The organism is Sphingopyxis sp. (genome assembly GCF_036402335.1).
Classification (GTDB): Bacteria; Pseudomonadota; Alphaproteobacteria; order Sphingomonadales; family Sphingomonadaceae; genus Sphingopyxis.
Genome location: NZ_DASWTD010000384.1, coordinates 1 through 25,788 on the forward strand (window position 1 = coordinate 1; position 25,788 = coordinate 25,788).

22 protein-coding genes are annotated in these 25,788 nt (G+C 65.8%); 13 read left to right on the forward strand and 9 right to left on the reverse strand.

Going from position 1 to position 25,788, the window contains the following annotated elements:
* Window positions 1-852 (reverse strand): hypothetical protein (locus VGD20_RS12125; RefSeq protein WP_331134691.1); only part of this gene is annotated, 852 nt, incomplete at its 3' end.
* Between the two features lie 404 nt (window positions 853-1,256).
* On the opposite strand from VGD20_RS12125, the gene mdh reads away from it, so the two are divergent.
* The 8 genes from mdh to VGD20_RS12165 all read left to right on the forward strand — a co-directional run bounded on the left by mdh (window position 1,257) and on the right by VGD20_RS12165 (window position 11,117).
* The gene (gene mdh / locus VGD20_RS12130) at window positions 1,257-2,219 is read left to right on the forward strand and encodes a malate dehydrogenase (RefSeq protein ID WP_331134692.1); all 963 of its coding nucleotides are present in this window, start codon (window positions 1,257-1,259) and stop codon (window positions 2,217-2,219) included.
* Window positions 2,216-2,749 (forward strand): hypothetical protein, encoded by a 534-nt coding sequence (locus VGD20_RS12135; RefSeq protein WP_331134693.1) that lies wholly within the window; start codon window positions 2,216-2,218, stop codon window positions 2,747-2,749. Before mdh ends, VGD20_RS12135 begins: the two co-directional genes overlap by 4 nt.
* A gap of 112 nt (window positions 2,750-2,861) precedes the next feature.
* The gene (gene sucD, locus VGD20_RS12140; RefSeq protein ID WP_037517798.1) at window positions 2,862-3,752 is read left to right on the forward strand and encodes a succinate--CoA ligase subunit alpha; all 891 of its coding nucleotides are present in this window, start codon (window positions 2,862-2,864) and stop codon (window positions 3,750-3,752) included.
* Between the two features lie 85 nt (window positions 3,753-3,837).
* On the forward strand, window positions 3,838-6,660 hold the full coding sequence (locus tag VGD20_RS12145; protein WP_331134694.1) for a 2-oxoglutarate dehydrogenase E1 component: 2,823 nt from the start codon (window positions 3,838-3,840) through the stop codon (window positions 6,658-6,660).
* 32 nt (window positions 6,661-6,692) lie between these two features.
* A complete protein-coding gene (odhB, locus tag VGD20_RS12150; RefSeq protein ID WP_331134695.1) occupies window positions 6,693-7,943 on the forward strand; it encodes a 2-oxoglutarate dehydrogenase complex dihydrolipoyllysine-residue succinyltransferase in 1,251 nt (416 codons plus the stop codon).
* A 75-nt stretch (window positions 7,944-8,018) separates the two neighbouring features.
* Window positions 8,019-8,312: a GIY-YIG nuclease family protein gene (locus tag VGD20_RS12155; protein ID WP_331134696.1), complete on the forward strand. Its 294-nt coding sequence runs from the start codon at window positions 8,019-8,021 to the stop codon at window positions 8,310-8,312.
* A 44-nt stretch (window positions 8,313-8,356) separates the two neighbouring features.
* A complete protein-coding gene (lpdA, locus tag VGD20_RS12160; protein WP_331134697.1) occupies window positions 8,357-9,754 on the forward strand; it encodes a dihydrolipoyl dehydrogenase in 1,398 nt (465 codons plus the stop codon).
* Window positions 9,755-9,779: 25 nt separating this feature from the next.
* A complete protein-coding gene (locus VGD20_RS12165; protein WP_331134698.1) occupies window positions 9,780-11,117 on the forward strand; it encodes an amidohydrolase in 1,338 nt (445 codons plus the stop codon).
* Between the two features lie 4 nt (window positions 11,118-11,121).
* On the opposite strand, the gene VGD20_RS12170 is transcribed toward VGD20_RS12165, so the two are convergent.
* Window positions 11,122-11,583 carry a GFA family protein gene (locus VGD20_RS12170; RefSeq protein WP_331134699.1) on the reverse strand — a complete coding sequence of 154 codons (462 nt, stop codon included), beginning with the start codon at window positions 11,581-11,583 and terminating at the stop codon, window positions 11,122-11,124.
* A 53-nt stretch (window positions 11,584-11,636) separates the two neighbouring features.
* Between VGD20_RS12170 and VGD20_RS12175 the strand changes: the two genes are divergently transcribed.
* Genes VGD20_RS12175 through VGD20_RS12185 form a run of 3 tightly spaced genes read left to right on the forward strand, consistent with a single transcriptional unit; the run spans window position 11,637 to window position 14,555 of the window.
* Window positions 11,637-12,254, forward strand: a complete 618-nt coding sequence (locus VGD20_RS12175) for a trimeric intracellular cation channel family protein (protein ID WP_331134700.1) — start codon at window positions 11,637-11,639, stop codon at window positions 12,252-12,254.
* 48 nt (window positions 12,255-12,302) lie between these two features.
* Window positions 12,303-13,631, forward strand: coding sequence for a hypothetical protein (locus VGD20_RS12180; RefSeq protein ID WP_331134701.1), 1,329 nt, complete (start codon window positions 12,303-12,305; stop codon window positions 13,629-13,631).
* A 21-nt stretch (window positions 13,632-13,652) separates the two neighbouring features.
* On the forward strand, window positions 13,653-14,555 hold the full coding sequence (locus VGD20_RS12185) for an alpha/beta fold hydrolase (RefSeq protein WP_331134702.1): 903 nt from the start codon (window positions 13,653-13,655) through the stop codon (window positions 14,553-14,555).
* 113 nt (window positions 14,556-14,668) lie between these two features.
* On the opposite strand, the gene sppA is transcribed toward VGD20_RS12185, so the two are convergent.
* From sppA to VGD20_RS12210, 5 genes are all read right to left on the reverse strand, one after another.
* Window positions 14,669-16,651 carry a signal peptide peptidase SppA gene (gene sppA / locus VGD20_RS12190; protein ID WP_331134703.1) on the reverse strand — a complete coding sequence of 661 codons (1,983 nt, stop codon included), beginning with the start codon at window positions 16,649-16,651 and terminating at the stop codon, window positions 14,669-14,671.
* A 78-nt stretch (window positions 16,652-16,729) separates the two neighbouring features.
* Window positions 16,730-17,626: an NAD-dependent epimerase/dehydratase family protein gene (locus VGD20_RS12195; protein ID WP_331134711.1), complete on the reverse strand. Its 897-nt coding sequence runs from the start codon at window positions 17,624-17,626 to the stop codon at window positions 16,730-16,732.
* A gap of 17 nt (window positions 17,627-17,643) precedes the next feature.
* Window positions 17,644-18,750 (reverse strand): glutamate 5-kinase, encoded by a 1,107-nt coding sequence (gene proB / locus VGD20_RS12200; RefSeq protein WP_331134704.1) that lies wholly within the window; start codon window positions 18,748-18,750, stop codon window positions 17,644-17,646.
* A 464-nt stretch (window positions 18,751-19,214) separates the two neighbouring features.
* Window positions 19,215-20,870: a M28 family metallopeptidase gene (locus VGD20_RS12205; protein WP_331134705.1), complete on the reverse strand. Its 1,656-nt coding sequence runs from the start codon at window positions 20,868-20,870 to the stop codon at window positions 19,215-19,217.
* Window positions 20,871-20,887: 17 nt separating this feature from the next.
* Window positions 20,888-21,376 carry a hypothetical protein gene (locus VGD20_RS12210; RefSeq protein ID WP_331134706.1) on the reverse strand — a complete coding sequence of 163 codons (489 nt, stop codon included), beginning with the start codon at window positions 21,374-21,376 and terminating at the stop codon, window positions 20,888-20,890.
* 107 nt (window positions 21,377-21,483) lie between these two features.
* Here VGD20_RS12210 and VGD20_RS12215 point away from each other — a divergent pair, with 107 nt between their 5' ends.
* Window positions 21,484-22,587, forward strand: coding sequence for an endonuclease/exonuclease/phosphatase family protein (locus tag VGD20_RS12215; protein WP_331134707.1), 1,104 nt, complete (start codon window positions 21,484-21,486; stop codon window positions 22,585-22,587).
* Here the strand turns inward: VGD20_RS12215 and VGD20_RS12220 are convergent.
* Both VGD20_RS12220 and VGD20_RS12225 read right to left on the reverse strand, forming a co-directional pair.
* A complete protein-coding gene (locus VGD20_RS12220) occupies window positions 22,574-23,104 on the reverse strand; it encodes a hypothetical protein (protein ID WP_331134708.1) in 531 nt (176 codons plus the stop codon). The genes VGD20_RS12215 and VGD20_RS12220 overlap by 14 nt on opposite strands.
* A 180-nt stretch (window positions 23,105-23,284) precedes the next feature.
* The gene (locus tag VGD20_RS12225; RefSeq protein ID WP_331134709.1) at window positions 23,285-25,087 is read right to left on the reverse strand and encodes an ABC transporter ATP-binding protein; all 1,803 of its coding nucleotides are present in this window, start codon (window positions 25,085-25,087) and stop codon (window positions 23,285-23,287) included.
* Window positions 25,088-25,390: 303 nt separating this feature from the next.
* Here VGD20_RS12225 and VGD20_RS12230 point away from each other — a divergent pair.
* Window positions 25,391-25,788: 2OG-Fe(II) oxygenase (locus tag VGD20_RS12230; RefSeq protein WP_331134710.1), on the forward strand; the 398-nt coding region annotated here is incomplete at its 3' end.

Here is a 25,788-nt window from a genome sequence, read left to right on the forward strand (position 1 = left end):
GGGCAGCGTCGCGAAACCCCCGCTGGTCACGCGTATGTCACTGGCGACCGCGTGGCATAGCGCCTCCATACGCGAAATCGCCAGGCCGTTCGGAACCCGGCGGTCGCGGCTGAGCAATTCGAAGCTGTGGCTGAAGGCGGAAAACTGGATCGCGCCGCTCGCTGCCGAATGACCGAGCGCGTCGCGCATTTCCTGTTCGGACATGGCGCAAAGCTGGGCCGGGCGGAACCGACTGGCGCGATCCATCAGGCCGCTGACCGGCACCTCGACCACGCCGTGGTGCGTCCGCATGCCAAGGTTGGCTGCGTCGAGCGAAATGGCGCAGCCGTGGCCGAGATACGCACCGTTGAAACTGCTGTCGAAACGGAAGCCCAAGGCGGCGAGCGCGCGGAGCGTATCGTCGTTGGCGCCGAAATTCCCGGCGCGAAAGGCGGTCGGTTTCGGTGCGCCTGCGCCTACCAATATATCGCGAGCGAGGCCGATCAGCTTTTTTTGAGCCGCCAGCGGGAAGTCGCCGATGTTGCGCCCGGTCAGCCGTCCGACCGGGTTGAAGCGCGCGAAGGCGAGCCATTCGGTGTGGATATGGACCTGCACTTCGTGCCCGCGTGCGACGACGGGCCGGACGATCGCGTCGATCACTTCAGGCCCGTAAACCAGCGCAGGCATCGGATCGATGAAGAACACTCCGGTTAGACCGTAACGCTCGAGCATATCCATCTGGAAATGGATGCCGAAATCGCCATCGCGGCAGCGTCCGAGGATCGAGCTTTCGAAATTGGCGCGCGCATCGGCGCCGCGCTGGTAGAGCCCCGCGGATAATTCGGTGTCGAAGCTGATGATCGCCCGGGTCATCCCTCGCGCCTAGCAGGGCTGCGATAAGGGAGAGTTAACCGGCCGCTGCGGGAACCCCGTCTGCGCACGATGCTTCCCCGGGTCGGGATAGCTGTCGGGGCGGAACTTGCTCCCCGAAGATCCGGCTTTGGCATGGGAACGGATGATATCGGCATTGCACAAGCATCATATCCTTGTCGCACTTTGCCTCCATTCCCATGTCAACGGGAGACTCGTCACCGGTCTTATAGTTATTGCGAACTATTAGCAAAGAAACGATGTTTTCCGTCCTTTTCGCGGTTGTTTCCTTAACGGAATCGGCGTAGGGGCGTCGCCAGTCTTGGGACCGGAGCGGAGCTTTAGCCCGTGCTCCCGCCGGTCTGTGAACCAATTGCCGGGCTTGCCAGAAGGGAGTGCCGCGCGCCATGGGACGCAAGAAGATCGCATTGATCGGAGCCGGGAATATCGGCGGAACGCTGGCGCTGCTCGCCGCGCAGAAGGAACTGGGCGATGTCGTCCTGTTCGACGTCGTCGAAGGCGTGCCGCAGGGCAAGGCGCTCGACCTGTCGCAGGTCGGCCCGATCGCGGGCTTCGACGCGAAGATCACCGGCACGAACGACTATGCCGACATCGCCGGCGCCGACGTCATCATCGTCACCGCCGGTGTCGCCCGCAAGCCGGGTATGAGCCGTGACGACCTGCTCGGCATCAACCTGAAGGTCATGAAGGCGGTCGGCGAAGGCATCAAGGCCAACGCGCCCGACGCGTTCGTCATCTGCATCACCAACCCCCTGGATGCCATGGTCTGGGCGCTGCGCGAATTCTCGGGCCTGCCGCACAACAAGGTCGTCGGCATGGCGGGCGTGCTCGACTCGGCGCGCTTCAGCCACTTCATCGCCGACGAATTCGACGTGTCGGTGAAGGATGTGAACACCTTCGTGCTCGGCGGGCACGGCGACACGATGGTCCCCGTCGTCCGCTACTCGACCGTCAACGGCATTCCTGTTCCCGACCTCGTCAAGATGGGCCTGTCGTCGCAGGACAAGATCGACGCGATCGTCAAGCGCACCCGCGGCGGCGGCGGCGAAATCGTTGCGCTGCTCGGCACCGGTTCGGCTTTCTACGCGCCGGCCGCTTCGGGTATCGCGATGGCCGAAGCCTATCTGGGCGACCAGAAGCGCATCCTGCCCTGCGCCGCCTATGTCGACGGCCAGTATGGCCTCGACGGTCTCTATGTCGGCGTGCCGGTGCTGATCGGTGCTGGCGGTGTCGAGAAGATCGTCGAGATCGAACTCGATGCCGAAGACAAGGCTGGGCTTCAGGTATCGGTCGACGCGGTCAAGGAACTGCTCGACGCGTGCAAGGCGCTGGATCCGTCGCTGGCGTGACGTTATCTGCGGCCTTGCTTTTGATGGCGGCGACGCAAGTCGATCAGCCGTCAGGCCTTGCCAATTTTTTTTGGCAAGCCTGCGCGGAGGGACAGGTGAGTTTGCCCTCCGGTTGGGAGGCCGTTGATTCCGGAACGCTGCCGAGGCAAGTGAAGGAACGATATGGTCACTATTCGGACCTGAAAGCTTATGCTGGCGTGTCTGGCGACCGGTCCTATCTTGTCTTCGCAGAATATACGCCGCCCATCGACGGTGTGGTTCGGCGGTGTGGCGTTTTTTCGTCCCGTTGGAATGCTTCGAGCGCTTTTCGAGGAGTTTTTCCGCACACCCATGGCGGTGACGTGAAATCCCTGCCGCCTGGAGAGTTTGTCTCTTCGACCATGCCTTTTTATTCGGACGGCTTTGAAATCAGAATCGAAGACGTGTCGGCTATGGGAATGGCGGAAATCGTTACGTTCGATGCTTCGACTGCCAAGGAATTGGCGGCGAAGCAGAAGGCTGAATTGCAAAAGTTGGAGGAAAAACCTTGAGTTCGATGCCGCGTACGACGTGTCGCGGTTTCGACGATCCTGTCCATACGGTTGTGACTGAAGATTGAGCACGCCCGTTTAACGCGTGGGCCATCGTGGAGTTTATTGAAATATGTCTATCCTCATCGACAAGAATACTAAGGTCATCACGCAAGGGATGACCGGTGCCACCGGCACCTTCCACACCGAACAGGCGCTCGCCTATGGCACGCAGATGGTCGGCGGCGTGACGCCGGGCAAGGGCGGCACGACGCATATCGGCCTGCCGAACTTCAACACCGTCGAGGAAGCGAAGGCCGCGACCGGCGCGACCGCGAGCTGCATCTATGTTCCGCCGCCGTTCGCCGCCGACTCGATCCTCGAGGCGATCGATGCCGAGATGGAACTGATCGTCTGCATCACCGAAGGCATTCCGGTGCTCGACATGGTCAAGGTGAAGCGCGCGCTGTCGGGTTCGAAGTCGCGCCTGATCGGCCCGAACTGCCCCGGCGTACTGACGCCCGGCGAGTGCAAGATCGGTATCATGCCCGGCAGCATCTTCTCGAAGGGCAGCGTCGGCGTCGTCTCGCGCTCGGGCACGCTGACCTATGAAGCGGTGTTCCAGACGACGAACGTCGGCCTCGGCCAGACCACCGCGGTCGGCATCGGCGGCGACCCTGTCAACGGTACCAACTTCATCGACGTGCTCGAACTCTTCCTCGCCGACGAAGCGACAAAGTCGATCATCATGATCGGCGAAATCGGCGGCGACGCCGAGGAACAGGCAGCGCAGTTCCTGATCGACGAAGCCAAGCGCGGCCGCAAAAAGCCGATGGCCGGCTTCATCGCGGGCCGCACCGCACCTCCGGGGCGCCGCATGGGCCACGCCGGCGCGATCGTGTCGGGCGGCAAGGGCGACGCCGAAAGCAAGATCGCGGCGATGGAAGCCGCCGGCATCAAGGTGTCGGCGAGCCCGTCGGAACTCGGCTCGACCCTCGCCGAAGTGCTGAAAGAACGCGTCTGAGCAGGCGGCCCGCCGGCACCCTTTGCCGGCGGGCCTCCCGCTTCCCATATATAATACCCACCCCTACCTCCCCGTGGAAAAGCAGATGAACCTCGAACGACAAAGCTTCGACATCGACGAGCCGCAGGCCGGCCCGAGCTGGGCGCCGAAGAACTGGCCGCAGATCGACAGCGACGACCTGACCGCCGCGCTCGATCCGCAGCAGATGCAGGTTGCAGTGAAGGCTGCCGCCGCCAAGGCGGGTGCCCCGCTGTCGAACGCCGAAGTCGAGCGAGCCGCTGACGATTCGATCCGCGCGATGATGCTGATCCGCACCTATCGCGTGCGCGGGCATCTTGCTGCCAATCTCGATCCGCTCGGCCTCAGCACACGAGAGCTGCCCGCCGACCTGACGCCCGAGTTTCACGGTTTTGTCGGTGCCGATCAGGACCGCCCGGTGTTCATCGGTGGTACGCTGGGTCTGGAAAAGGCGACCATTCGCGAGATCGTCGCGATCCTGCGCGCCAATTATTGCGGCAATGTCGGCCTCGAATATATGCATATCGCCGATATCGAGGAGCGCCAGTTCCTGCAGGAACGGATGGAAGGCGCCGACAAGATCATCGAATTTTCGGTCGAGGGCAAACGCGCCATCCTGAACAAGGTGATCGAAGCCGAGGAGTGGGAGAAATTCCTCGCGCGCAAATATGTCGGCACCAAGCGCTTCGGGCTCGACGGCGGTGAATCGATGATTCCGGCCATGGAAGCCATCATCAAATATGGCGGCCAGTACGGCGTACGCGAGATCGTCTATGGCATGGCGCATCGCGGGCGTCTCAACATGCTCGCGAACGTCATGGCGAAGCCGTACAAAGTGATCTTCCACGAATTTGCCGGCGGCTCGGCGAACCCCGACGATGTCGGCGGGTCGGGCGACGTCAAATATCACCTCGGCACATCGACCGACCGCGAGTTCGGCGGCGCGTCGGTGCATATGTCGCTGGTCCCTAACCCGTCGCACCTCGAAGCGGCCGATCCGGTTGTCCTTGGCAAGGTGCGGGCGCAGCAGGTGGTGCGCGACGATCTGGCCAAGCATGAGCAGGTTCTGCCCGTGCTGATCCACGGCGACGCGGCGTTTGCTGGGCAGGGAATCGTATGGGAATGCCTCGGCTTCTCGGGCATCCGCGGCTACAACACCGGTGGCTGCATCCATTTCATCGTCAACAACCAGATCGGTTTCACGACCAGTCCGCAGTTCGCGCGCTCGTCGCCCTATCCGTCGGACGTCGCAAAGGGCGTGATGGCGCCGATCCTGCACGTCAACGGCGACGATCCCGAGGCGGTGACCTTCGCGTGCAAGCTCGCGATTGATTTCCGCCAGCAGTTCAAGCGCGACGTCGTGATCGACATGTGGTGCTACCGCCGCTTCGGCCATAACGAAGGTGACGAGCCTTCGTTCACCCAGCCTTTGATGTACGCCGTCATCCGCCAGCATCCGCCGGTGTCGCAGCTGTGCGCCGCGAAGCTCGAGGCCGAAGGCGTCATCGACGCTGGCTGGGCCGACGCCCACCGCGCCGAATTCGTCGCGCGGCTCGAAGGCGATTTTGAAGCGGCGAAGAGCTACAAGCCGAACAAGGCCGACTGGTTCGCGGGCCGCTGGTCGGGGCTGCACGCCCCGGCTGACCCCGAAAATGCGCGCCGCAACATCTCGACCGGCGTGTCGGACAAATTGTTCGATTCGATCGGTCGCACGCTGACGACGATCCCCGACGACGTCGAGGTTCACAAGACGCTTCGCCGCGTGATCGACGCGCGCGGCGCGATGTTCGCCGACAAGAGCGACGGCGAGGTGTTCGACTGGGCGACCGCCGAAAGCCTCGCGTTCGGCACCTTGCTCAGCGAAGGCTATCAGGTGCGCCTGTCGGGTCAGGATTCGGGCCGCGGTACCTTCAGCCAGCGTCATGCCGTCTGGGTCGACCAGAAGACCGAAGCCAAATATGTGCCGCTGACGACCGTTCCGCACGGCCGTTTCGAGGTGCTCGACAGTCCCTTGAGCGAATATGGCGTGCTCGGCTTCGAATATGGTTATGCGATGGCCGATCCTAAGAGCCTCGTGCTGTGGGAGGCGCAGTTCGGCGATTTTGCCAACGGCGCGCAGATCATGATCGACCAGTTCATCGCGTCGGGCGAAGCCAAGTGGCTGCGCGCCAACGGCCTCGTGCTGCTGCTCCCGCACGGGTATGAAGGGCAGGGGCCGGAGCATAGTTCGGCGCGTCTTGAGCGCTTCCTCCAGCTTTGCGCGGGCGACAATATCCAGGTGTGCAATATTTCGACCCCGTCGAACTATTTCCACGTCCTGCGCCGCCAGATGCTGCGCCCGTTCCGCAAGCCGCTGATCATCATGACGCCGAAATCGCTGCTCCGCCACAAGCTGGCGGTATCGCAACGTTCGGATTTCATCGGCGACGCGCATTTCCGCCGCCTGATGTCGGATCGCACGCCGCCGGCAGACAAGGACATCAAGCGTGTCGTCCTCTGTTCGGGCAAGGTCGGTTACGACCTGATGGAAGCGCGCGATGCTGCGGGCCTCACCGACACGACGATTGTTCGCGTCGAGCAGATCTATCCCTTCCCGGGTGAGCCGCTCGCGGTTCGCCTGAAGCGGATGTCGAACCTCGAAGAGGTCGTCTGGGCGCAGGAAGAACCGCGCAACAACGGCGCCTGGTTCTTCGTCAACGAACTGATCGAAGAGGCGCTGACCGAAGCCGGCCACAAGGGCATGCGCCCACGCTATGCCGGTCGTGCCGCCGCTGCATCGCCGGCGACCGGCCTGATGAGCCGCCACCAGACCGAACAGTCGGCGCTCGTCGCCGATGCGCTCGGCCTGTCGGTTCGCGCCGAAATCCGTCGTACCAAGAACAAAGCCTGAGCCCAGAGCCTAATCCCCAAGGAACTGCACCTATGAGCACCGAAGTCAAAGTCCCCACGCTGGGCGAAAGCGTCACCGAAGCGACGATCGGCGAATGGCTGAAGAAGCCGGGCGAGGCCGTTGCGCTCGACGAACCTATTGCAAGCCTCGAGACCGACAAGGTCGCGGTTGAAGTGCCGTCGCCCGTCGCGGGCGTGATGGGCCAGCAACTCGCCGCAGTCGGCGATACGGTGAATGTCGGTGCGGCGATCGCGACGATCGAGGCCGGCGGTGCTGCCGCTGCTCCGGCGCCTGCCGCTGCTGCGCCTGCTCCCGCACCGGTCGCCAAGGCCGAGGCTGCGGCGCCGGCTCCTGCCGCGACCGCGGCACCGGCCGACGAAAGCGTCGACACCGTCACGACCATGTCGCCCGCGGTGCGCCGCCTCGTGCTCGAGCATGGCGTCGACCCGACGAAGATTCAGGGCAGCGGCAAGGATGGCCGCCTGACCAAGGAAGATGTGCTCGCGGCCGCGAACAACGCGCCGGCTGCCGCTCCGGCTCCGGCTGCTGTTGCTGCCGCACCGGTTGCAAGCGGCGCGCCGGGCCGCCACGAAGAACGCGTCAAGATGACGCGCATGCGTCAGACGATCGCGAAGCGCCTGAAAGCCGCGCAGGACACCGCGGCGATGCTGACGACGTTCAACGACGTCGACATGTCGGCCGTGATGGCGACGCGCGACAAATATCGCGAAAGCTTCGAAAAGAAGCATGGCGTGCGCCTCGGCTTCATGAGCTTCTTCACCAAGGCGGTCGCGCTCGCCGCGCATGACATTCCCGCGGTGAACGCGCGGATCGACGGCGACGAGATCGTCTATCACGACTACCTCGATGTCTCGGTCGCGGTCAGCGCCCCGAACGGCCTCGTCGTCCCGGTCGTGCGCAACGCCGACAGCCTGTCGTTCGCCGACATCGAAAAGGCGATCGCCGACCTTGGCAAGCGTGCCAAGGACGGCACGCTGACGATCGACGACATGACCGGCGGCACCTTCACCATCTCGAACGGCGGTGTGTTCGGCGGCCTGATGTCGACCCCGATCATCAATCCGCCGCAGTCGGCGGTGCTCGGCCTCCACCGCATCGAGGACCGCCCGGTCGTCCGGGGTGGCGAAATCGTGATTCGCCCGATGATGTATCTCGCGATGAGCTATGACCACCGTCTGATCGACGGCCGCGAGGCGGTGACCTTCCTCAAGACGATCAAGGAAGCGATCGAGGATCCGACGCGTCTGCTGATCGATCTGTAAAACAATGCGCTCCTGCGAACGCAGGAGCCCAGGGTGGGGCAGGCTGCCATTCGGCCTCCCATACCGGAGAATTGAATGAACAAACCCGGATATCTCTACCTGATGGCCAGTGGCCGCAACGGGACGACATATTTGGGTGTTACCAGTGATCTTCTGAAGCGGGTTTGGCAGCACCGCAATGAAGTGACCGACAGCTTCAGCAAGAAATATGGCTGCACGCGGCTGGTCTGGTACGAAGCGTTTGACGATATTCAGCAAGCGCGTCAGCGCGAGCTGCAAATGAAGAAATGGAAGCGGGCGTGGAAAGTTGAACTGATCGAACGCGATAATCCGCAGTGGCTGGATTTGTTCGACAGGCTATCGCTTTGACACCCTGGGTTCCTGCGTTCGCAGGAACACATATGGAGTGAGTTATGGCTGATTACGACTACGACGTCCTTGTCATCGGTTCGGGCCCCGGCGGTTATGTCGCGGCGATCCGCGCGGCGCAGCTCGGCCTCAAGGCCGCGTGCGCCGAAGGGCGCGAGACGCTGGGCGGCACCTGCCTCAACGTCGGCTGCATCCCGTCGAAGGCGATGCTCCACGCGTCGGAATATTTCGACGCCGCCGCCAATGGCTCGATGGCGAAAATGGGCATCAAGGTGAAGCCCGAGCTCGACCTGCCGACGATGCACGGCCAGCGCATCGACGCGGTCAAGGGCCTGACGGGCGGCATCGAATTCCTGTTCAAGAAGAACAAGGTCGACTGGCTGAAGGGCTATGCGCAGTTCACGTCGAAGGACAGCGTTGAGGTCGCGGGCAAGGCGTATCGCGCCAAAAATATCATCATCGCTACCGGCTCGTCGGTGACCCCGCTTCCGGGCGTCGATGTCGACAATGACAAGCAGGTCATCGTCGATTCGACCGGTGCGCTCGAACTGGCCAAGGTGCCGAACCATCTGGTCGTCATCGGTGGCGGCGTGATCGGGCTCGAACTGGGCAGCGTGTGGCGCCGCCTTGGCGCCAAGGTCACCGTCGTCGAATTCCTCGACCAGATCCTGCCCGGCATGGACGGCGACGTCCGCAAGGAAGCGAACAAGATCCTCAAGAAGCAGGGCATGGAATTCAAGCTCAAGACCAAGGTCACGTCGGCCACGGTCAAGGGCAAGAAGGCCGTGCTGACGCTCGAACCCGCGGCCGGCGGCGACGCCGAAACGCTCGAAGCCGATGTCGTGCTCGTGTCGATCGGGCGCCGCCCGAACACCGATGGCCTCGGTCTCGACAAGGCAGGCCTCGCGGTCAACCAGCGCGGCCAGATCGAAACCGACCATGATTTCTCGACGCAGGTCCCCGGCATCTGGGCGATCGGCGACGTCATCCCCGGCCCGATGCTCGCACACAAGGCCGAAGACGAAGGTATCGCCTGCGCCGAAAATATCGCGGGGCTGACCGGCATCGTGAACCACGACGTCATCCCGTCGGTCGTCTACACTTGGCCCGAAATCGCCGGCGTCGGCCTGACCGAAGAGCAGGCGAAGGAAAAGGGCGAGGTCAAGGTCGGCAAATTCCCGATGCTCGCGAACAGCCGCGCCAAGACCAACCACGAGCCCGACGGTTTCGTGAAGGTGATCGCCGATGCCAAGAGCGACCGCGTGCTCGGCGTGTGGTGCATCGCGAGCGTCGCGGGCACGATGATCGCGCAGGCGGCGCAGGCGATGGAATTCGGCGCGACGTCGGAAGATATCGCTTACACCTGCCACGCGCATCCGACGCACAGCGAAGCGATCAAGGAAGCCGCGATGGCGGTGACGGGCAAACCGATCCACACCTGACAAAACGATAATGGGGGAGAGAGTAATGGCGAAGCACGGGCTCTGGGCGGCGGCTTCGCTGGCCCTGTCCCTCATCGCGACCAGCGCGCAGGCGGCACCCGATTTGGGGAGCGCCAACGCGCGGCTGACTGCGCTGCTCGACAAGAATTACCCGGCGCTCGACGCGCTCTACAAGGACCTGCACCAGAATCCCGAACTCGGGATGCAGGAGGTGCGCACCGCGGGCATCCTCGCGCAGCACTTGCGCAAGGCGGGCTTCACCGTGACCGAGAAGGTCGGCGGCACCGGCGTCGTCGGCGTACTGAAGAATGGCGAGGGTCCGACCATCCTCGTGCGCGCCGACATGGACGCGCTGCCGATGGAGGAAAAGACCGGGCTCGCCTGGGCGAGCAAGGCGCGCGCAACCTATGAGGGCAAGGATGTGCCCGTGATGCACGCGTGCGGGCACGACACGCATGTCGCCTATCTGGTCGGCGTCGCGCAGGCGCTCGTGGCGATGCGCGACAGCTGGTCGGGTACGGTGATGCTGATTGGCCAGCCTGCCGAGGAACCGCTGCTCGGTGCGCGCGCGATGCTCGACGACGGGCTGTTCACGCGCTTCCCGAAGCCCGATTTCGGCTTCGCCGCGCATGTTTCGAACCTTCCCGCCGGCGTCGTCGCGATCAAGGCGGGCGCCGGGTCGTCGGCGTCGGACAGCTATTCGATCACCTTCCACGGTCGCGGCGGGCATGGTTCGATGCCCGCGGCGACGATCGACCCGATTCCGATCGCCGCGCGCTTCGTCACCGACACGCAGGTGGTGATCAGCCGCGAAAAGGATCCCGCCGCCTTTGGCGTGCTGACGATCGGTGCGATCAATGCGGGCAGCGCGCCCAACATCATTCCCGACAGCGCCGAGGTGAAGGTCAACCTGCGTTCGCAGTCGCCCGAGGTGCGCAAGCTGCTCCAGGACGGCACCGCACGCGTCGCGAAATCGGCGGCGGCGATGGGCAAAGCGCCCGAACCGACGATCCGCTACCTCAGCGGTACCGGCGTCCTGACCAACGATGAAACGATGGCGAATGCCGCGGTCACGGTGCTGACGCCGATGTTCGGCAAGAGCCTTGTCTTCGCGCCCGCGAGCGCGGCGCCGATGTCGGGCAGCGAGGATTATTCCGAATTCGTCGACGCGGGCGTGCCGTCGCTTTTCTTCGGTATCGGCGGCTATGATCCGGCGGTTCTCGCCGACCTCAAGGCGAAGGGCGAACCCGCGCCGACCAATCATTCGCCCTTCTTCGCGCCGAAGGCCGAACCCGCGATCCGAAACGCGGTGACCGCGATCGTGCTGTCGATCGTCGGCGGTGTACGCCCGGCGGCGAAATAGGGCGTCAGCCCGCCATCATCGTCTGCCACCGGCGCTGCGCGTCGGCGGTCCACACGCCTTCGGGCGACGGGTAGAAATCCGGAAAGACCTTGGCGTCGTCGGGGAGGACGATCCACGGCTGTTTGCTGCGCGTGAAGATATGCACGTCGGGCGGACAGCGATCGGGATCATCGAGCGTGCCGACGCGGACGAAGGACGAGCGGCGACCCGAGGTCGGATAATGGCTCCAGAGTGCGACCCGGCACGCCGGGCAGCGGACGATCTCCTGCCCCTTGCCGCTTTCGGACGGCGTCATCACCTGGTCGACTACCCCCTCGACCGCGATCCGGTCGCTCTCGATCACCGCATTGATCACAAAGGCGCTGCCCGTCTCGCGCTGGCACCAGCGGCAATGACAGCAGTGGACGATCATCGGGGCCGAGATCATCCGGTAACGAACCGCGCCGCACGTGCATCGGCCTTCCATGGCGGCCTCCTCTCCATTGTGCCGTATCGCGCGCGATGATAGCGCGGCGCGCGATGGATACACAAACGCTCGTCCGCCTGCTCGATCTCGTCGGCATCGGCGTCTTCGCGCTGTCGGGCGCGCTGATGGCGGTGCGGCTGCGTCAGACGCTCGTCACCGCGGCATTCTTCGCGCTCGTCACCGGCGTCGGCGGCGGCAGCGTGCGCGATCTCCTCATCGGTGCGCCGGTGTTCTGGGTGCAGGATGGCGCGATCGCCGCGGTGTGCATTGCGATCGCGCTGGTCGTCTGGCTGACCCCCGAACATTGGTGGCGGGGACAGTTGCTCGAATGGGCCGATGCGGTAGGGCTCGCCGCTTATGCAGTGTTCGGGACCGCCAAGGCGCTGGCATGGGGCGTTCCGCCCGTTCCTGCGCTGATGATGGGCGTCATCACAGGCTGCGTCGGTGGCACGATCCGCGACATTCTTGCCGGGGTGCCGTCGATCATCATGCGCCCCGAAGTCTATGTGACTGCGGCGGCGCTCGCCTCGGGGCTGTTCCTGCTGCTGCAGTGGCTGGGGACGGGGACGCCGGTCGCGGCTGTCGCAGGTGCGGTCGCGGGCTTTATCCTACGCGGTGCCGCGATCCACTGGTCGCTTGCGCTGCCCGCTTATCGCGGGCCGAAGGGCTAGGACAAGCGACAGGCTTGCCAAATCGCGAATCTGTGGCAGGTTCGCATTATGAACACTGATGTCAGCACCATCGCACGCCGGGTGCGGGGTCAGGCGGATGCCTTGCCCGAGCTGTTCGGCCGTTTCGATTTCGACAAGGCGCCCGAGCGTTGGGCGCCGGAGGCCGATGCGGTGAGCGAACTCGGTCGCGTCCGCAGCATCGACCGGTCCGCCTATCTCGACGATCCCGACCTGCTCGGCCGGATTCGCGAATATACAATGCTCGGCGACCGCACGGGCGACGCCTATGCCGCGCTGATGCCGCGCTATGGTTTCCAGCGCACCGTCGCGATGCTCGTCGACGCATGCGACAAGGGGATCGAGGCGGTCGCGGATGCGCCGCCCGAACTCGCCCAGCTGATCCACGAGATGGAGCAGAAGCCCGACTGGCTCGACATGGAGCTGGTCGAGGAGGGGGCCGCCTATGAGCGCAACGCGACCGCGAACCTGTCGCCCTTCCTGATCCGCGGCGCGTTTATCGCGACCTTCCTCAACAAATATTCGGCGCTGCCGATGGCGCTCACCGGAACGCTGGGTCAGGCGACCGCGGCGCGGCGGGTGAAGGAAACCGCGACCTTCTTCGCGACAACCGCGCTCCCCGGCGCGCTCGACCGCCACGGGCCGGGGTTCAAGGCGGCGGCGATGGTGCGGCTGATGCACTCGATGGTACGCGTCAATGTGCTGTCGCGTCCCGGCATGTGGGACGCCGAAACCTATGGGATGCCGATCCCGCAGCTCGACCAGATGCCGGCGGGGCTGATCCCGGTCTATTTTTTGTCGCAGGAAGTGCTGGCGAAGGGACGCACCGGCTTCACCCGGCTCGAGCGCGGCCGCGTCGAGCTGGCTCGCTACCGTTGCTATCTGCTCGGCCTGCCCGAGGACCTGCTCGCCGATACGCCGCAGGAGATCGTCCGCATCTGGCGTACGCGCAGCGCGACGTTGCGTTACGAATATGACGACCAGGTTTGCGGCGGGCTGCTTCGCGCGACGATGGATGCCGAGCTGTCGAAGGACAGGTCGCCAAAAGGGCAGGTCAAGCGCCGCCTCGAATATTCGGTGAGCCGCGTCTTCTTCGTGAAAGCATTCCTCGCCGGCGACGAGGAACGCGCCGCGAATGTCGGCGTGCCGGTGCGCCGCCGTGACCACTTGATTTACGGCGCGACGATGCTCGGCATTGCAGGGCGCATGGCGGCGTACCGCGTCGCCTCGCGCTTGCCGGTAATCCGCCATCTCGCCGATCGCCGCCTCGTCCGCCGGATCGAGCGCCAGCTCGCAGAATATGGCCGCGCCGAATTCACATCCGACGCTGCGCACTACAAGCCCGCGACGGCAAGCTAGTCTTTCAGCCAAAGGAATTTCATGAAAACCGAACAGGCGACCGTCAACGGCATCAGCATCACCTATGAGGACAAGGGGCCGCGGGATGCGCCGGTCATATTGCTGGTGATGGGGCTGGGCGGCCAGTTGACGCTCTGGCCCGACGAGTTCGTCGATGCGCTGAACGAACGCGGCTTTCGCACCATCCGCTACGACAATCGCGACGTCGGTTTGTCGACGCGCTTCGAGGCGGCGGGGGTGCCGAACCTGAAATGGATGTTCGTGAAAGCCGCGATCGGCCTGCGGGTGCGTCCGGCTTATACGCTCGCCGACATGGCAGCCGACGGCATCGCGCTGCTCGATCATCTCGGTATCGACCGCGCACATGTCGTCGGTGTGTCGATGGGCGGGATGATCTCGCAGCATATCGCGGCGCGTTATCCGGGTCGCGTGCTGTCGCTGGCCTCGGTTATGTCTACCACAGGCAACCGCCGCCTGCCGCGCGCGAAGAAGGAAGCCATGCAGGTGCTTGCGAACCGGCCGATGAGCGGGGACAAGGAGGCGCTGATCGCTTACTCGGTCAACGCCGCGCGGGTGATCGGCAGCCCCGGCTATCCTTCGACGGAGGAGCGGCTGCAGCGCCGTGTGCGCACCGACTTCGAACGCGGTTGGTATCCGCAAGGCGTCGCGCGGCAAATGGCCGCGATCGTTGCCGACGGCGACCGGCGCGTAATGCTGAAGGATATCAAGGCGCCAACGCTCGTCATCCATGGCGAGGATGATCCGCTCGTGCCGCTGCCCGGCGGGCGCGACACGGCGGAAAATATCGCGGGCGCAAGGTTGCTGACGATCCCCGGCATGGGCCACGACCTGCCGCTGGCGCTGGTCGATACGCTGGCCGACGCGATCGCGGAGCATGCGAAAGCGGTTGCGGTCGCAGCTTAGACGAAGTCTCGATTTGAAGTCGCGTGCCCCCGCGAAGGCGGGGGCCCATCATCGGTGGGCGCTATTTCGAACTGGCAAGAGATGGATCCCCGCCTTCGCGGGGATACACAGCTCTATTTCAGCAGCAGCGCCATCGTCGCGAAGAAGCCCTTCGCTTCTGCCTGACCCGGCCGCGGAACAGCGGGCAGATAGGCGCGGCAGTCGAGGCACGATGCCTGCACCGACCCAGCCTGCGTCAGCATCGTCAGATCCTGGACCAGCCGCCGTTCGGTGAGCTGGCGGTTCATCGCCGCGATGCCGAACCAGCCGCGCGGCAACGCCGCGGTCTCTTTCTCGGCGCCCGACCAACTCGCGAGCATCTTCGAAAATTCGCTCGGCTCGTCCTCGAAATATTTGGCGTGGAAATCGCCGTCGACCTTCGCGAGCTTCGCGGCGGCTGCTAGCGCATCGGGCAGGCCGCCGAACTGGTCGACGAGCCCGATCTGGCGTGCGGTGCCGCCAGCCCAGACGCGGCCTTCGGCGATTGTGCGGATCTTCTCGATCGGCTGCTTGCGGCTTTTTGCGACGAGGCCGGTGAAGCGGCCATAGATGTCCTCGACGCTCGCCTGCGCGAGCGCGTTGAACTCGTCGTTCACGCCGCCGAAGACGTCGGGCTGGCCCGACAGCGGGGTGGTCGCGATGCCGTCGGCATTGACGCCGATCTTCGCCAGCGCCTGATCGAAGCTCGGCAAAATGCCGAACACGCCGATCGAGCCGGTGATCGTCTCGGGCTCGGCAAAGATGCGGTCGGCAGGGGTCGATACCCAATAACCGCCCGATGCCGCGACATTCGCCATCGAGACGACGATCGGCAACTTCTTCGCCTTCGCGGCGAGCAGCGCCTGGCGGATTTCCTCGGACGCGAGCACCGACCCGCCGGGCGAATCGACGCGCAGGACGATCGCCTTGATGCTGCTGTCGGCGGCGGCATCGAGAATGTGCTGCGCGATAGTCTCGCCGCCCGCCACACCGCTCGGCGCTTCGCCATCGACGATTTCGCCGACGACGGGGACGACCGCGATCGCGCTACCCTTCTCCGCCGGCGGGTTTGCGGCGACCCAGTTTTCGAGCGGGATCGCATTATATTCCCACGGCTTGCTGTCGTCGGCCGCCCCGCTGATCTCGGCAACGCGGGTGTTGAACGCCATGCGACTACCGAGCTTGTCGATCAGGCCGGCATCGAGCGAGGCTTTCGAGAGGTCGTTGCCTGCCGCTTTCACCGCGCCCGCGGTGTCGGCGATATAGGCGTCGATCTTGGCCGCGGGGCGGGCTTTCTTTACGTCGGTAAGCCAGTTTTCCCAGAGCACGCCGGCGTAGGCGAGGTCGGCCTCCTTCGCTTCGGGCGACTGGTCACTGCGCAGATAAGGTTCGACCGCGCTCTTGAAGGTGCCGACGCGGTAGATATGCGCCGTGATACCGAGCCGGTCCATCAGTCCCTTGTAATAGAGGCGCGATCCGCCGGGCCCTGCAATCGCAACGCCGCCGATATTGTCCGCCCAGATTTCGCTGGCGTGCGATGCGATCTGATAGCTGTCGGTGGTGTAGGCGGTGGCAAAGGCGAGCACGGGCTTCCTCTGTGCGCGCACCTTGTCGATCGCGCTTCCGATCTCGGCGAGCGATACCTGCCCGCCGCCGAGGAAGCGGTCGAAGTCGAGCACGACCGAGGTCACGCGCTTGTCGTCGGCGGCAACCTCGAGTGCGTGGACGACGTCGCGGACACGGATTTCCTTGAGCTGGGCGCCGCCCGACAGGGCGGCGAGCGGATCGACCTCGGCGGGCTGTTCGCTGACGATGCCGTCGAGTTCGATGAGCAGCGCGCCTTGGCTTACCGGCAGGCCGGCGTTCGGGCGCCCGGATAGGAGGCCGAAGAGCAGGACGAAAAACAGCAGCAGGAAGATGAGCGCCAACGCATCCTTGATCGCGACGAGCAGATGCCAGACCTTGCGCGGAAAGCTGGTCGTCGATTTGGGCCTGTCATCACCCGGAAGCGGGCGGCGCACCGGAATGGCCCAAGGGCCAGCGGGATCGTTCGGGGTGTTGGCGGTGGTTTCGGTCATGTGTCTGAACCTAGGGATGCGGCCTGCCCTTGGCAATGCACGCTTCGACGGATGAGCTGCGGGGCCATACGGGTAACCTCAGAGCCAGCCTTCGCGGCGATACCAGCGGACTGTTTCGGCAAGCGCCTTGCCGGTGTCCAGCTCGGGGCGCCAGAGCGCGAGAGGCGGGGCTTTCCCCTCGGTCGCGACCCAGTCGGGATGCGCAATATAACGCGCGCGGTCGGGGGTCAGCTTGGCGCGGCTACGGCGCACGAGTTTGTCGAGCCGCCCGGCCGCCTTGAGCAACGAGGCGGGAGTGGCGAGCGTCGACAGGCGTTGCCGACCGACGGCCTGCGCGACCGCGCGGGCGAAGCCGCGGTACGACCAGCCAGTGGGCGTGCCGTCGTCGGGCTCGTAAACCTGCCCGACGCTGGCGCCGGGATCGGCCGCGACCGCGACGAGTAACCGCGCGAGTTCATCGACATAGATCGCCGACAGGCGGCCAGGGGGCACCAGCGCGATGCCACGCTGCGCCATGCGAAAGAGGTCGAGCATCTCGGTGTCGCCGGGGCCAAAGACCGCGGGGGGGCGCACGATCGTCCATTCGAGCCCGCTCGCCATGACGACGGCTTCGGCACGCTCCTTCGACCAGCCATAATTGGACAGCGCGGGCTCGCGCGCGGCGAGCGACGAGACATGGACGAAACGCGTCACTCCGGCATTGCGGGCGGCGCCGACGACGTTGGCCGTTGCGGTCGTGTTGCCGGCCTCGAAGGCGGCGCGGGTCGGGACGTTCACGACTCCTGCAACATGCATGACGACATCGGCTCCCGCCGCCATTTCGGCGAGACTGCCCTTGTCGTCGAGCGCGCCCGCGATCCAGGTGACGCCTTCGCGTTCGGGCCGGGGGCGGCGGGTGAGGGCGCGGACTTGCCAACCTGCGGCGATGGCGTCGCGCATGGTCGCTCCGCCCACGAATCCCGTGGCCCCCGTCATTGCGAGGACGGGCGGGGTCACAGCAGCACCATATGGTCGCGGTGGACCATGGCGCTGCGCGGCGCATAGCCGAGGGCGGCTTCCTGCGCGTCGCGGCCAAGTCCCAGGATATTTGCGGCGTCGGCGCCGGGATATTCGGACAGGCCGCGTGCGATCACGCGCCCGTCGGGCCCGGCGATGTCCAGGATGTCGCCGCGCGCGAAACTGCCGCTGACCGCGGTCACGCCCGCGGCGAGCAGGCTGGCGCCGCCTTGCAGCGCCTTGGCAGCGCCCGCATCAATCTCGATCCGGCCTTTCGCGGTCAGTCCACCCGCGAGCCACGCCTTGCGCGCGCTCGCACCCTTGTCGGCGGCGAACAGCGTATGCCGCGCTTCGGCCGACAGCGGCTGGTCGATGCGGCCCGATGCGATCGCGAGATGCGCGCCCGCCGCATTGGCGATACGTGCGGCGGCGATCTTCGACACCATGCCGCCGGATCCCATACCCGATGCCGATCCAGTGTCGGCCATCGCTTCGACGGCGGCGTCGATGCGCTCGACACGGGCGATATGGACGGCGCCTTCGTACGCCGGATTGCGGTCGTAGAGGCCGTCGATGTCGGATAGCAGGATCACGCCGCCCGCCGCCGCCGCCTGCGCTACGCGCGCGGCAAGGCGGTCATTGTCGCCGAAGCGGATTTCCTCGGTCGCGACGCTGTCATTCTCGTTGATGATCGGCACGACGCCGAGGCTGAGGAGGCGGTCGAGCGTCGCGGCGGCGTTGAGATAACGGCGGCGATGTTCGAGATCGTCCAGCGTAACGAGCATCTGCGCCGCGGTAAGCCCCTCGGCACCGAGTACTTCGGCCCAGACCTGCGACAGTGCGATCTGCCCGGTTGCGGCGGCCGCCTGCGCATCTTCCAGCGTCCCGCGTCCACCCTTGGCGAGGCCGAGGCGCCGAGCGCCAAGCGCGATCGCGCCCGACGAAACGACCGCGACCTGTTGGCCTGCGCGGTTCCGCTCGGCGATGTCGGCGGCGATTCCCACCAACCAGTCGCGCCGCACCGCGCCCGACGGATCGACCAGCAGGGCCGATCCGATCTTGACGATCAACCGGGGACAGGAGGCGGGCGGAAAGAGGCTCATGGCGCCGCGGATAGCGCGTTGCGCGCTTTCCGCCAATGCGAATGTCCCGGGAACGACCGTTCGCGCCATATTCCGAAAGGCGGCTATGAGGTGGAGAGCGGCGGCGGCCGGTGCAGCAATCTCCAAAGGTCAGTAAAGGTCAGCCCTGTGTGCCGCCCGATTTGACCTTGCGGAGTGCGGGAAGCGACCAGCCGTGACTGCTTGGCACCAAACTGGCCAGCAACCGTTTTATGCACCAGGTGAAAGAGCCGCAATAAAGGCTGGCATAGCCGGATATTGTAGGAAAGGCTTATTTGCAGGCGTCCGATTTGGGGTGGGGGAGCGGACCGTCCTCTATTCCCGTTCGTGTCGAGCGAAGTCGAGACACCCATCGAGGTTAAGCTTCGCCGAGGGGCGCTCGATGCGAACGGGTTAGGTCAGCGGAACGTCCGCAATCGGCCGTAACCCACGGCTGCCCGCCCCGCCTATTTCCGCTCTGCGGCGCTGGCATCGCGGATCGCCTTGAATTCGCTACCGTCCTTCCAGCCCGGCCATTTGGCCGAGCGGGCGAGTTCGTCGCCGATCGTGTAGAAGACGGCGATGTCCTGAACCGCGCCATCGAGGTTCCAGCTTTCGTCCCACGCGTCGCACGCCTGATGATAGCATTTGCCGGTATAGGCATCGACCCACGCTTGCCCGGCAGGCTTGCCGCCTTCGACCAGGTCGGACGCGCCCGCGATTCCCATCATCAGCAGCACGGGAACGCCGCGCTTGGCAAGGCTGAAATGGTCGGCGCGGTAGAAGAGGCCGCGTTCGGGGAGGCTTTCGACGCTGACGGTGCGGCCCTGCGCCCTGGCGACGCGCGCGAGATCGTCCTCGAGCGTGCCCTGTCCCTTGCCGACGAGGACGACATCCTTTGCCTTGCCGGCGGTCTGGAGGATGTCGAGACCGAAGTTGGCCACGGTCTTTTCGGCGGGGAAGACCGGGTTCTGCGCATAGGCCTCCGAGCCGAGCAGCCCGCGTTCCTCGGCGGTCCAGAAGGCGAAGGCGATCGTGCGGTCGGGGGCGGGCGCCGCCTTGAACAGCCGCGCGATCTCGAACAGCCCCGCGACGCCGAGCGCGTCGTCATTGGCGCCGGCACGGTAGATGCGGCCCTTTTCGTCGGGCGCGCCTTCGCCATAGGCGTCCCAGTGCGCGCCGTACATCACGACCTCGTCGGGGCGCTTGGCGCCGGGGATCTTGGCGAGGACATTCTGGCTCTGCACGACCTCCTGCGTCACCGGGACCGCGGCATTGAAGCCGGTGCCGAGGTCGACGGGCTTGAAATCCTTGCGGCGCGCGGCGGTGCGCAGCTTGGCGAGGTCCTGCCCGGCGTTCGCGAACAGGCTCGTCGCGGTCTCGCCCGAGATCCAGCCTTGCAACGCAAGGCTCGTCACCTTTTCGGGCGGGACGACGAGGCCGTAGTTTTCGCCACCGGGGCTGTTGACGACGTTCCAGCCGTAGCCGACGCCGTCGGTGTCGTGGACGATCAGCGCGCCGATCGCGCCGCGGCGCGCGGCCTCCTCGAACTTGTAGGTCCAGCGGCCATAATAGGTCATCGTGCGGCCGCCGAACTTGCCGAAACTGTCCTCGCCCTTCGTCGCGACGAAATCGGGGTCGTTGATCAGGAAGACCGCGACCTTGCCCTTGAGGTCCTGTCCCTTGAAATCGTCCCAGCCGCGTTCGGGGGCGGTGACGCCGTAGCCGACGAAGACGAGCGGCGCGCTATCGATCACCGCCCGATCCTTGGGCTGGAGCGTCGAGAGGTAGATGTCGGTGCCGAAGGTCAGCGGCGTTGCGCTGCCCTTGCGGTCGAAGGCGAGCGTTGTCGGCGTGCCGAGGCGCGTGTGGAGCAAAGGCACCGGCTGGGTCCAGCCGCCGTCGGTGCCCGCGGGTTCGAGCCCCAAAGCCTGCAGCCGGCCGATCAGATAGCCGATCGTGCGTTCCTCGCCGACGGTGCCGGGCGCGCGGCCCTGGAACTGGTCGGAGGCGAGCGTGCGCACGGTCTGGGTCAGGTTCGCCGCGTCGATGCCCGATTGGGCCGACGTGGGTGCGGCGATGACGGTTGAAAGCAGGAGGGCGGCGGCGATGGGGCGGTACATGGGGGACTTTCCGTTGATCAGCGGTCGAGGCAGCGTTTGAGATAGGCGCGCGCGCCGGCAAAGTCGCGCATTTCCATCGTCATCGGCACGCCGCCGCCGATGGTGAGAGTAAGCGTGAAGTCGGCGGGGAGTTTGTCGAGATTTTCGACATGGCCGAACGGGACATCGTGCCACATGCGGCCTTCGTCGATCGGGTAGCTCGTCACTTCAACTTCGCCGTCGCCGATGCCGGTGATCGCGAGCTTCGCCTTGCGCGGCTTGAGTTCGCGCGTTTCGTCCTTGGCGAGCGGCTTGGGGTCCCCGGCGCGCGCGCGGTCCGAAATGGCGAGCTTCATATTGTTCGTGTCGCTCGCAACCGAGAGCATCCAGCTCCGCTCGGCGTCGGCGGGGTCGGTCCATGTGACGCCGCATTGCATCTGGCCGCTCCAGGGCGGGTCGGCGCTGTCGACGGGCTGGGCAGCGAGGATCAGGAGCGGCGTCAGCGCCGCGGCGGGGAGGAGGATCATGGTTCGGCTTCCCGTTTCGGGTTTGGAAACGGGGTCTTAGCATGGTGGGGCGCAATGTGAACCGCTGCAGCGGTGACGATCGCGGCCGAGTGCGTTAGGGGAGCGCGGTGACCCTTTTCCCATCCGTTCTGAATTTCCGGCGCTGCCTGCTCGTCGCGGCCGGCGCGCTCGCGCTTGGCGGGTGCGGCCCGAAGCCGCCGCTGCGCGTGATGGCGTGCGATGCCGCGCCGGCCGCGCCGGTGGTCGTAGACGCCGACGGGCGGACGGCGCGCACGACGCTGTCGGTACTCACCTATAATCTGGAGGGGCTGGGCTGGCCGGCACGCAAGGGACGGTCGGCGGAGCTGAAGCAGATCGGCGAGCGGCTGGCGGCGATGCGCGAAGCGGGCACCGGACCCGATGTGATCCTGTTCCAGGAAATGTTCAGCGGGGCTGCGAAGCGCGCGGTCGCGGCGAGCGGCTATCCCGCGATCGCGCCGGGGCCGCGGCGGACGACCCCGCCCTATATCGGCGATTATGAGAAGATGGCGGGCAGGGCAAAGCCGCTGAAGGGCGAAATCGGCATCAGGCTGCTCGGGGGCGGGCTGGCGATCGCGTCGCGCTATCCGATCGCCCAGACCGCGCTCGACGCCTATGGCCGGCGCGCGTGCGCGGGGCTCGACTGCCTGTCGAACAAGGGGGTGATGCTGGCGCGGATTTCGATGCCGGGCGTCCCCGCGCCGATCGACATCTATAATACGCATATGAACTCGCGCGGCGCGTCGGGCGTATCCGCGGCGCGCGACGGCGAGGCGCATGCGCGGCAGGCGATCGCAGCGTCCGAGTTCATCGCGCGCACGCAGGACCTGACCGCACCGCTGATCTTCGGAGGCGATTTCAACATGCGCCATTCGGAGGACCGCTGGGCGGAATTTTCCGAATATCACCCGCTGACCCTGGTGCACGAGGTTTGCGTCGACCCCGCGTCGGGGTGCGAGGTGAAGATGTCGTGGGACGGCGATGCGCCGTGGATGGATACGCAGGACCTGCAATTCTTTGCCGATGGCGAGCGGCTGACGGTGCGGCCGGTGCGCGTCGAGGCGTTGTTCGACGGCGGCGCGAGCGGGCCGCAGCTGTCGGACCATGACGGGTTTCTGGTGACCTATGAGCTCAGCTGGCCGGTGGGGGCGGCGAAGCAGGCCTGCGAAACGGCACGGACTAAAGCGCCATAGACATTATGGCGAGGGTCGCGGCGATGATGGTGAAGAGCAGCACCGCCCGGGGACCATGGCGCCGTACGAAGCGCGCCGTTCGGCCTTCGGCGGGCGGCCAGTCGGCGACCGGCTGCTGCGCGTCGTTTTCACGCGCGGCGGCGGATCGCGGGAAGGCGGGCTGCGACGCGAGCCCCGGCCCGCTGATGCCGCTCGCCAGCGCGAGCTTTTCGAACGCGACCGCCATCTTCTCCCGCTGGAGGCTCAGGCGCACCTCGGCATGTCGCGGGTCGTCCGACGCCGGCAGCGCGTCGACGAGGCGCTCGACGGCGATATCGAGCGCGTGGAGATCGTCGATCGCTTCCATCGCGCGCGGGCGATCGCCGCGCTCGAGCGCAAGCTGCAGCCTGGTCAGCGACAGCATTCCGGCGCGGCAGAGCTGGAGGCCGAGAACATAGTCGCCCGCCGCGGCGGCGGCGCCCGATGGCACGCCGGGATCGGTCCGATGATCCTCGTGCCGGGTCGAAAGGGCGTTCATGATCCTTGCTCCTGTCCTCACTCGCCCCCGAAACCGGGCTAGAACGAAGGAGGGCGGGGGAGGAGTCCCGATCGGACCCGCCGTGCCGCGGATGCGCTGGGTGGCGGCCGGGCAAAAGGGGACGCCGCCGGCAGCACGGTGGCGTCCCCCGTTTTCGCAAAAGACGCGCGCCGCGCCGGGCTAGCCTTCGGCGAGCACCGGCACGGCCTCGTCGACGATATTGCCCGACTGGCGGTCGAACAGGCGGCGATACTGGCCGTCGGGGTTCGCGAGCAGCGTTTCATGGTCGCCGTCCTCGATCACCTTGCCCTGATCGAAGACGAGGATGCGGTCGAGCGTGCGCACCGTCGAAAGCCGGTGCGCGATGACGATCGCGGTGCGGCCCTTCATCAGCCGGTCCATCGCCTGCTGGATCAGCGCCTCGCTTTCCGAATCGAGGCTCGACGTTGCCTCGTCGAGGATCAGGATCGGCGCGTCGGCGAGGAAGGCGCGCGCGAGCGCGACGCGCTGACGCTCGCCGCCCGACAGCTTGACCCCGCGCTCGCCGACGGGCGTCGCATAGCCGCGCGGCAGCCGGGCGATAAAATCGTGCGCGTTGGCGAGCCGTGCTGCCGCCTCGACCTCGGCCCGGCTCGCGTCGGGGCGGGCGTAGGCGATATTGTCGGCGAGACTGCGGTGGAACAGGATCGGTTCCTGCTGAACGATCGCGATCTGCGCGCGGAGCGACTGCTGCGTCGCGTGCGAGACATCCTGTCCGTCGATTGTCACCCGGCCCGCGTTCACGTCGTAGAGACGCTGGATGAGCTTGACGAAACTCGTCTTGCCCGATCCCGAATGCCCGACAAGGCCGATCCGCTCGCCGCCGCGGATCAGGACGCCCAGATGCTCGTAGAGCGGCGTGTCGTGCCCGCCATAACGGAAGGTGACATCGTCGAAACGCACCTCGCCGGCGCCGATCCGGATCGGCTCCGCATCCGCCCGGTCCTCGATTCCCAGCGGCTGGTCGTGAAGGTCGACCAGTTCCTCCATCTCGTTCACCGAACGTTGCAGATGATGGATGTGGAAGCCGATGTCGACGAGATAGCCGTGAACGACAAAATAGCTGGTCAGAACATAGGTAACGTCGCCGGGCGTTGCAGCGCCGCGCCACCACAGCCACAGCGCCGCGCCGGTGATCGCGCTGCGCACGACCCAGAGGAGGAGGATCTGGGCGCTGCCCGACCATGTATAGCGCATCCATGTGCGCCGCGTGCGCTTCGCCCATTTGGCGAGCAGGGTTTCGACGCGCGCCTCTTCGCGGTCTTCGGCACCGAACGCCTTGACGACGGCATTCGAACCGATCGCGTCCGAGAGCAGGCCCCCGAGCTTTGTATCCCACGCGTTGGACAGGGTCGCGGCGGGCGACGCCCAGCGCGTGGCGAGGGTGACGGTCATCGCGACATAGGCGGCGGCGCCAATGCCCATGACGATCCCGAGGAGCGGCCAGTGCCAGCCAAGGAGAAGCATCGTGCCGACGAGCACGACGACCGACGGCAGCAACTGCAGCAACAGCACGTCGTTGAGCGTATCGAACGCCCACATGCCGCGCGTGATCTTGCGCACCGTCGAACCGGCAAAGGCATTGGCGTGCCAGTCGGTCGAGAAGCGCTGGACGCGGTGGAAGCTGTCCTGCGTCACGCCGCGCATCATGCGCAGGGTGAAGGGGACGATGCCCGCCCAGGCGAAATGGCGGAGCAGCACCATCGCGAGGCCGAGCGCCGCCATCGCCGCGAACAGCGCGACCGCGCCCTCGCGCCGGCCGGCCGCCAGCGCGTCGATCAGGTGCCCCGCGAACAGGGGCACGAAAATCTCCGTGAGCGTCGAGGCGGTGATAAACAGGGCGATGAAGGCGGCGCGTCCGCGCTGCCCCGCCCAGTGACGAAAGGTAAAATCGAGGACGCGGCGGATCGAATCCGCGCGGCCCGTGTCGGGTGTCGATGTCATATCATGAACCGGCGCGAAAGCGCCGTCTCCAAAGCGTTATGTCAGGGGGCGATCCAGTTCAAAACCGGATCACGGAGGCTTCCAGACTTAATGGTGGAAGCACTCGAAGGTTCGAAACCTTCCGGGAGGGCATGTTGCGATCGAAAATTTCATCTGGCCCTCCTTTCTTCGCGTTGGATTCGACGGGAGACCTAACAATCCCGCATCGCTCTGGCAAGCCTGCGTTTTCGGGGTGGGCGCGGGCGGCGGTTTGACAGCAAGAAACGGGGCGTGCCTGCGGGCGTGCCATGGCATGGCGGGTTCATGACCCGAACGATCGAAAACGATATTGGCGCGCGCCTCGGCGCGGCGGACTGGACCGAAATCGCCGCGGCGCTCGACCGCAACGGGTGGGCGGTGCTGCCACGGCTTCTGAGCCATGCCGAATGCGATGCGACCGCCGCGCTCTATGCGCAGGAGGCGGGGTTTCGCAGCCACGTCCATATGGCGCGGCACGGGTTCGGGCGGGGCGAGTATCGCTACTTCGCCTATCCGCTGCCGCCGCTGGTCGCGGAGCTCCGCGCGGCGCTTTATCCGCGGCTCGCGCCGATCGCCAACCGCTGGTTCGAACGCATGGGAATGACGGTACGCTTTCCGCCGGGCCACGAAGAATTTCTCGCGCGATGCCATGATGCGGGGCAACGGCGGCCGACGCCGCTGCT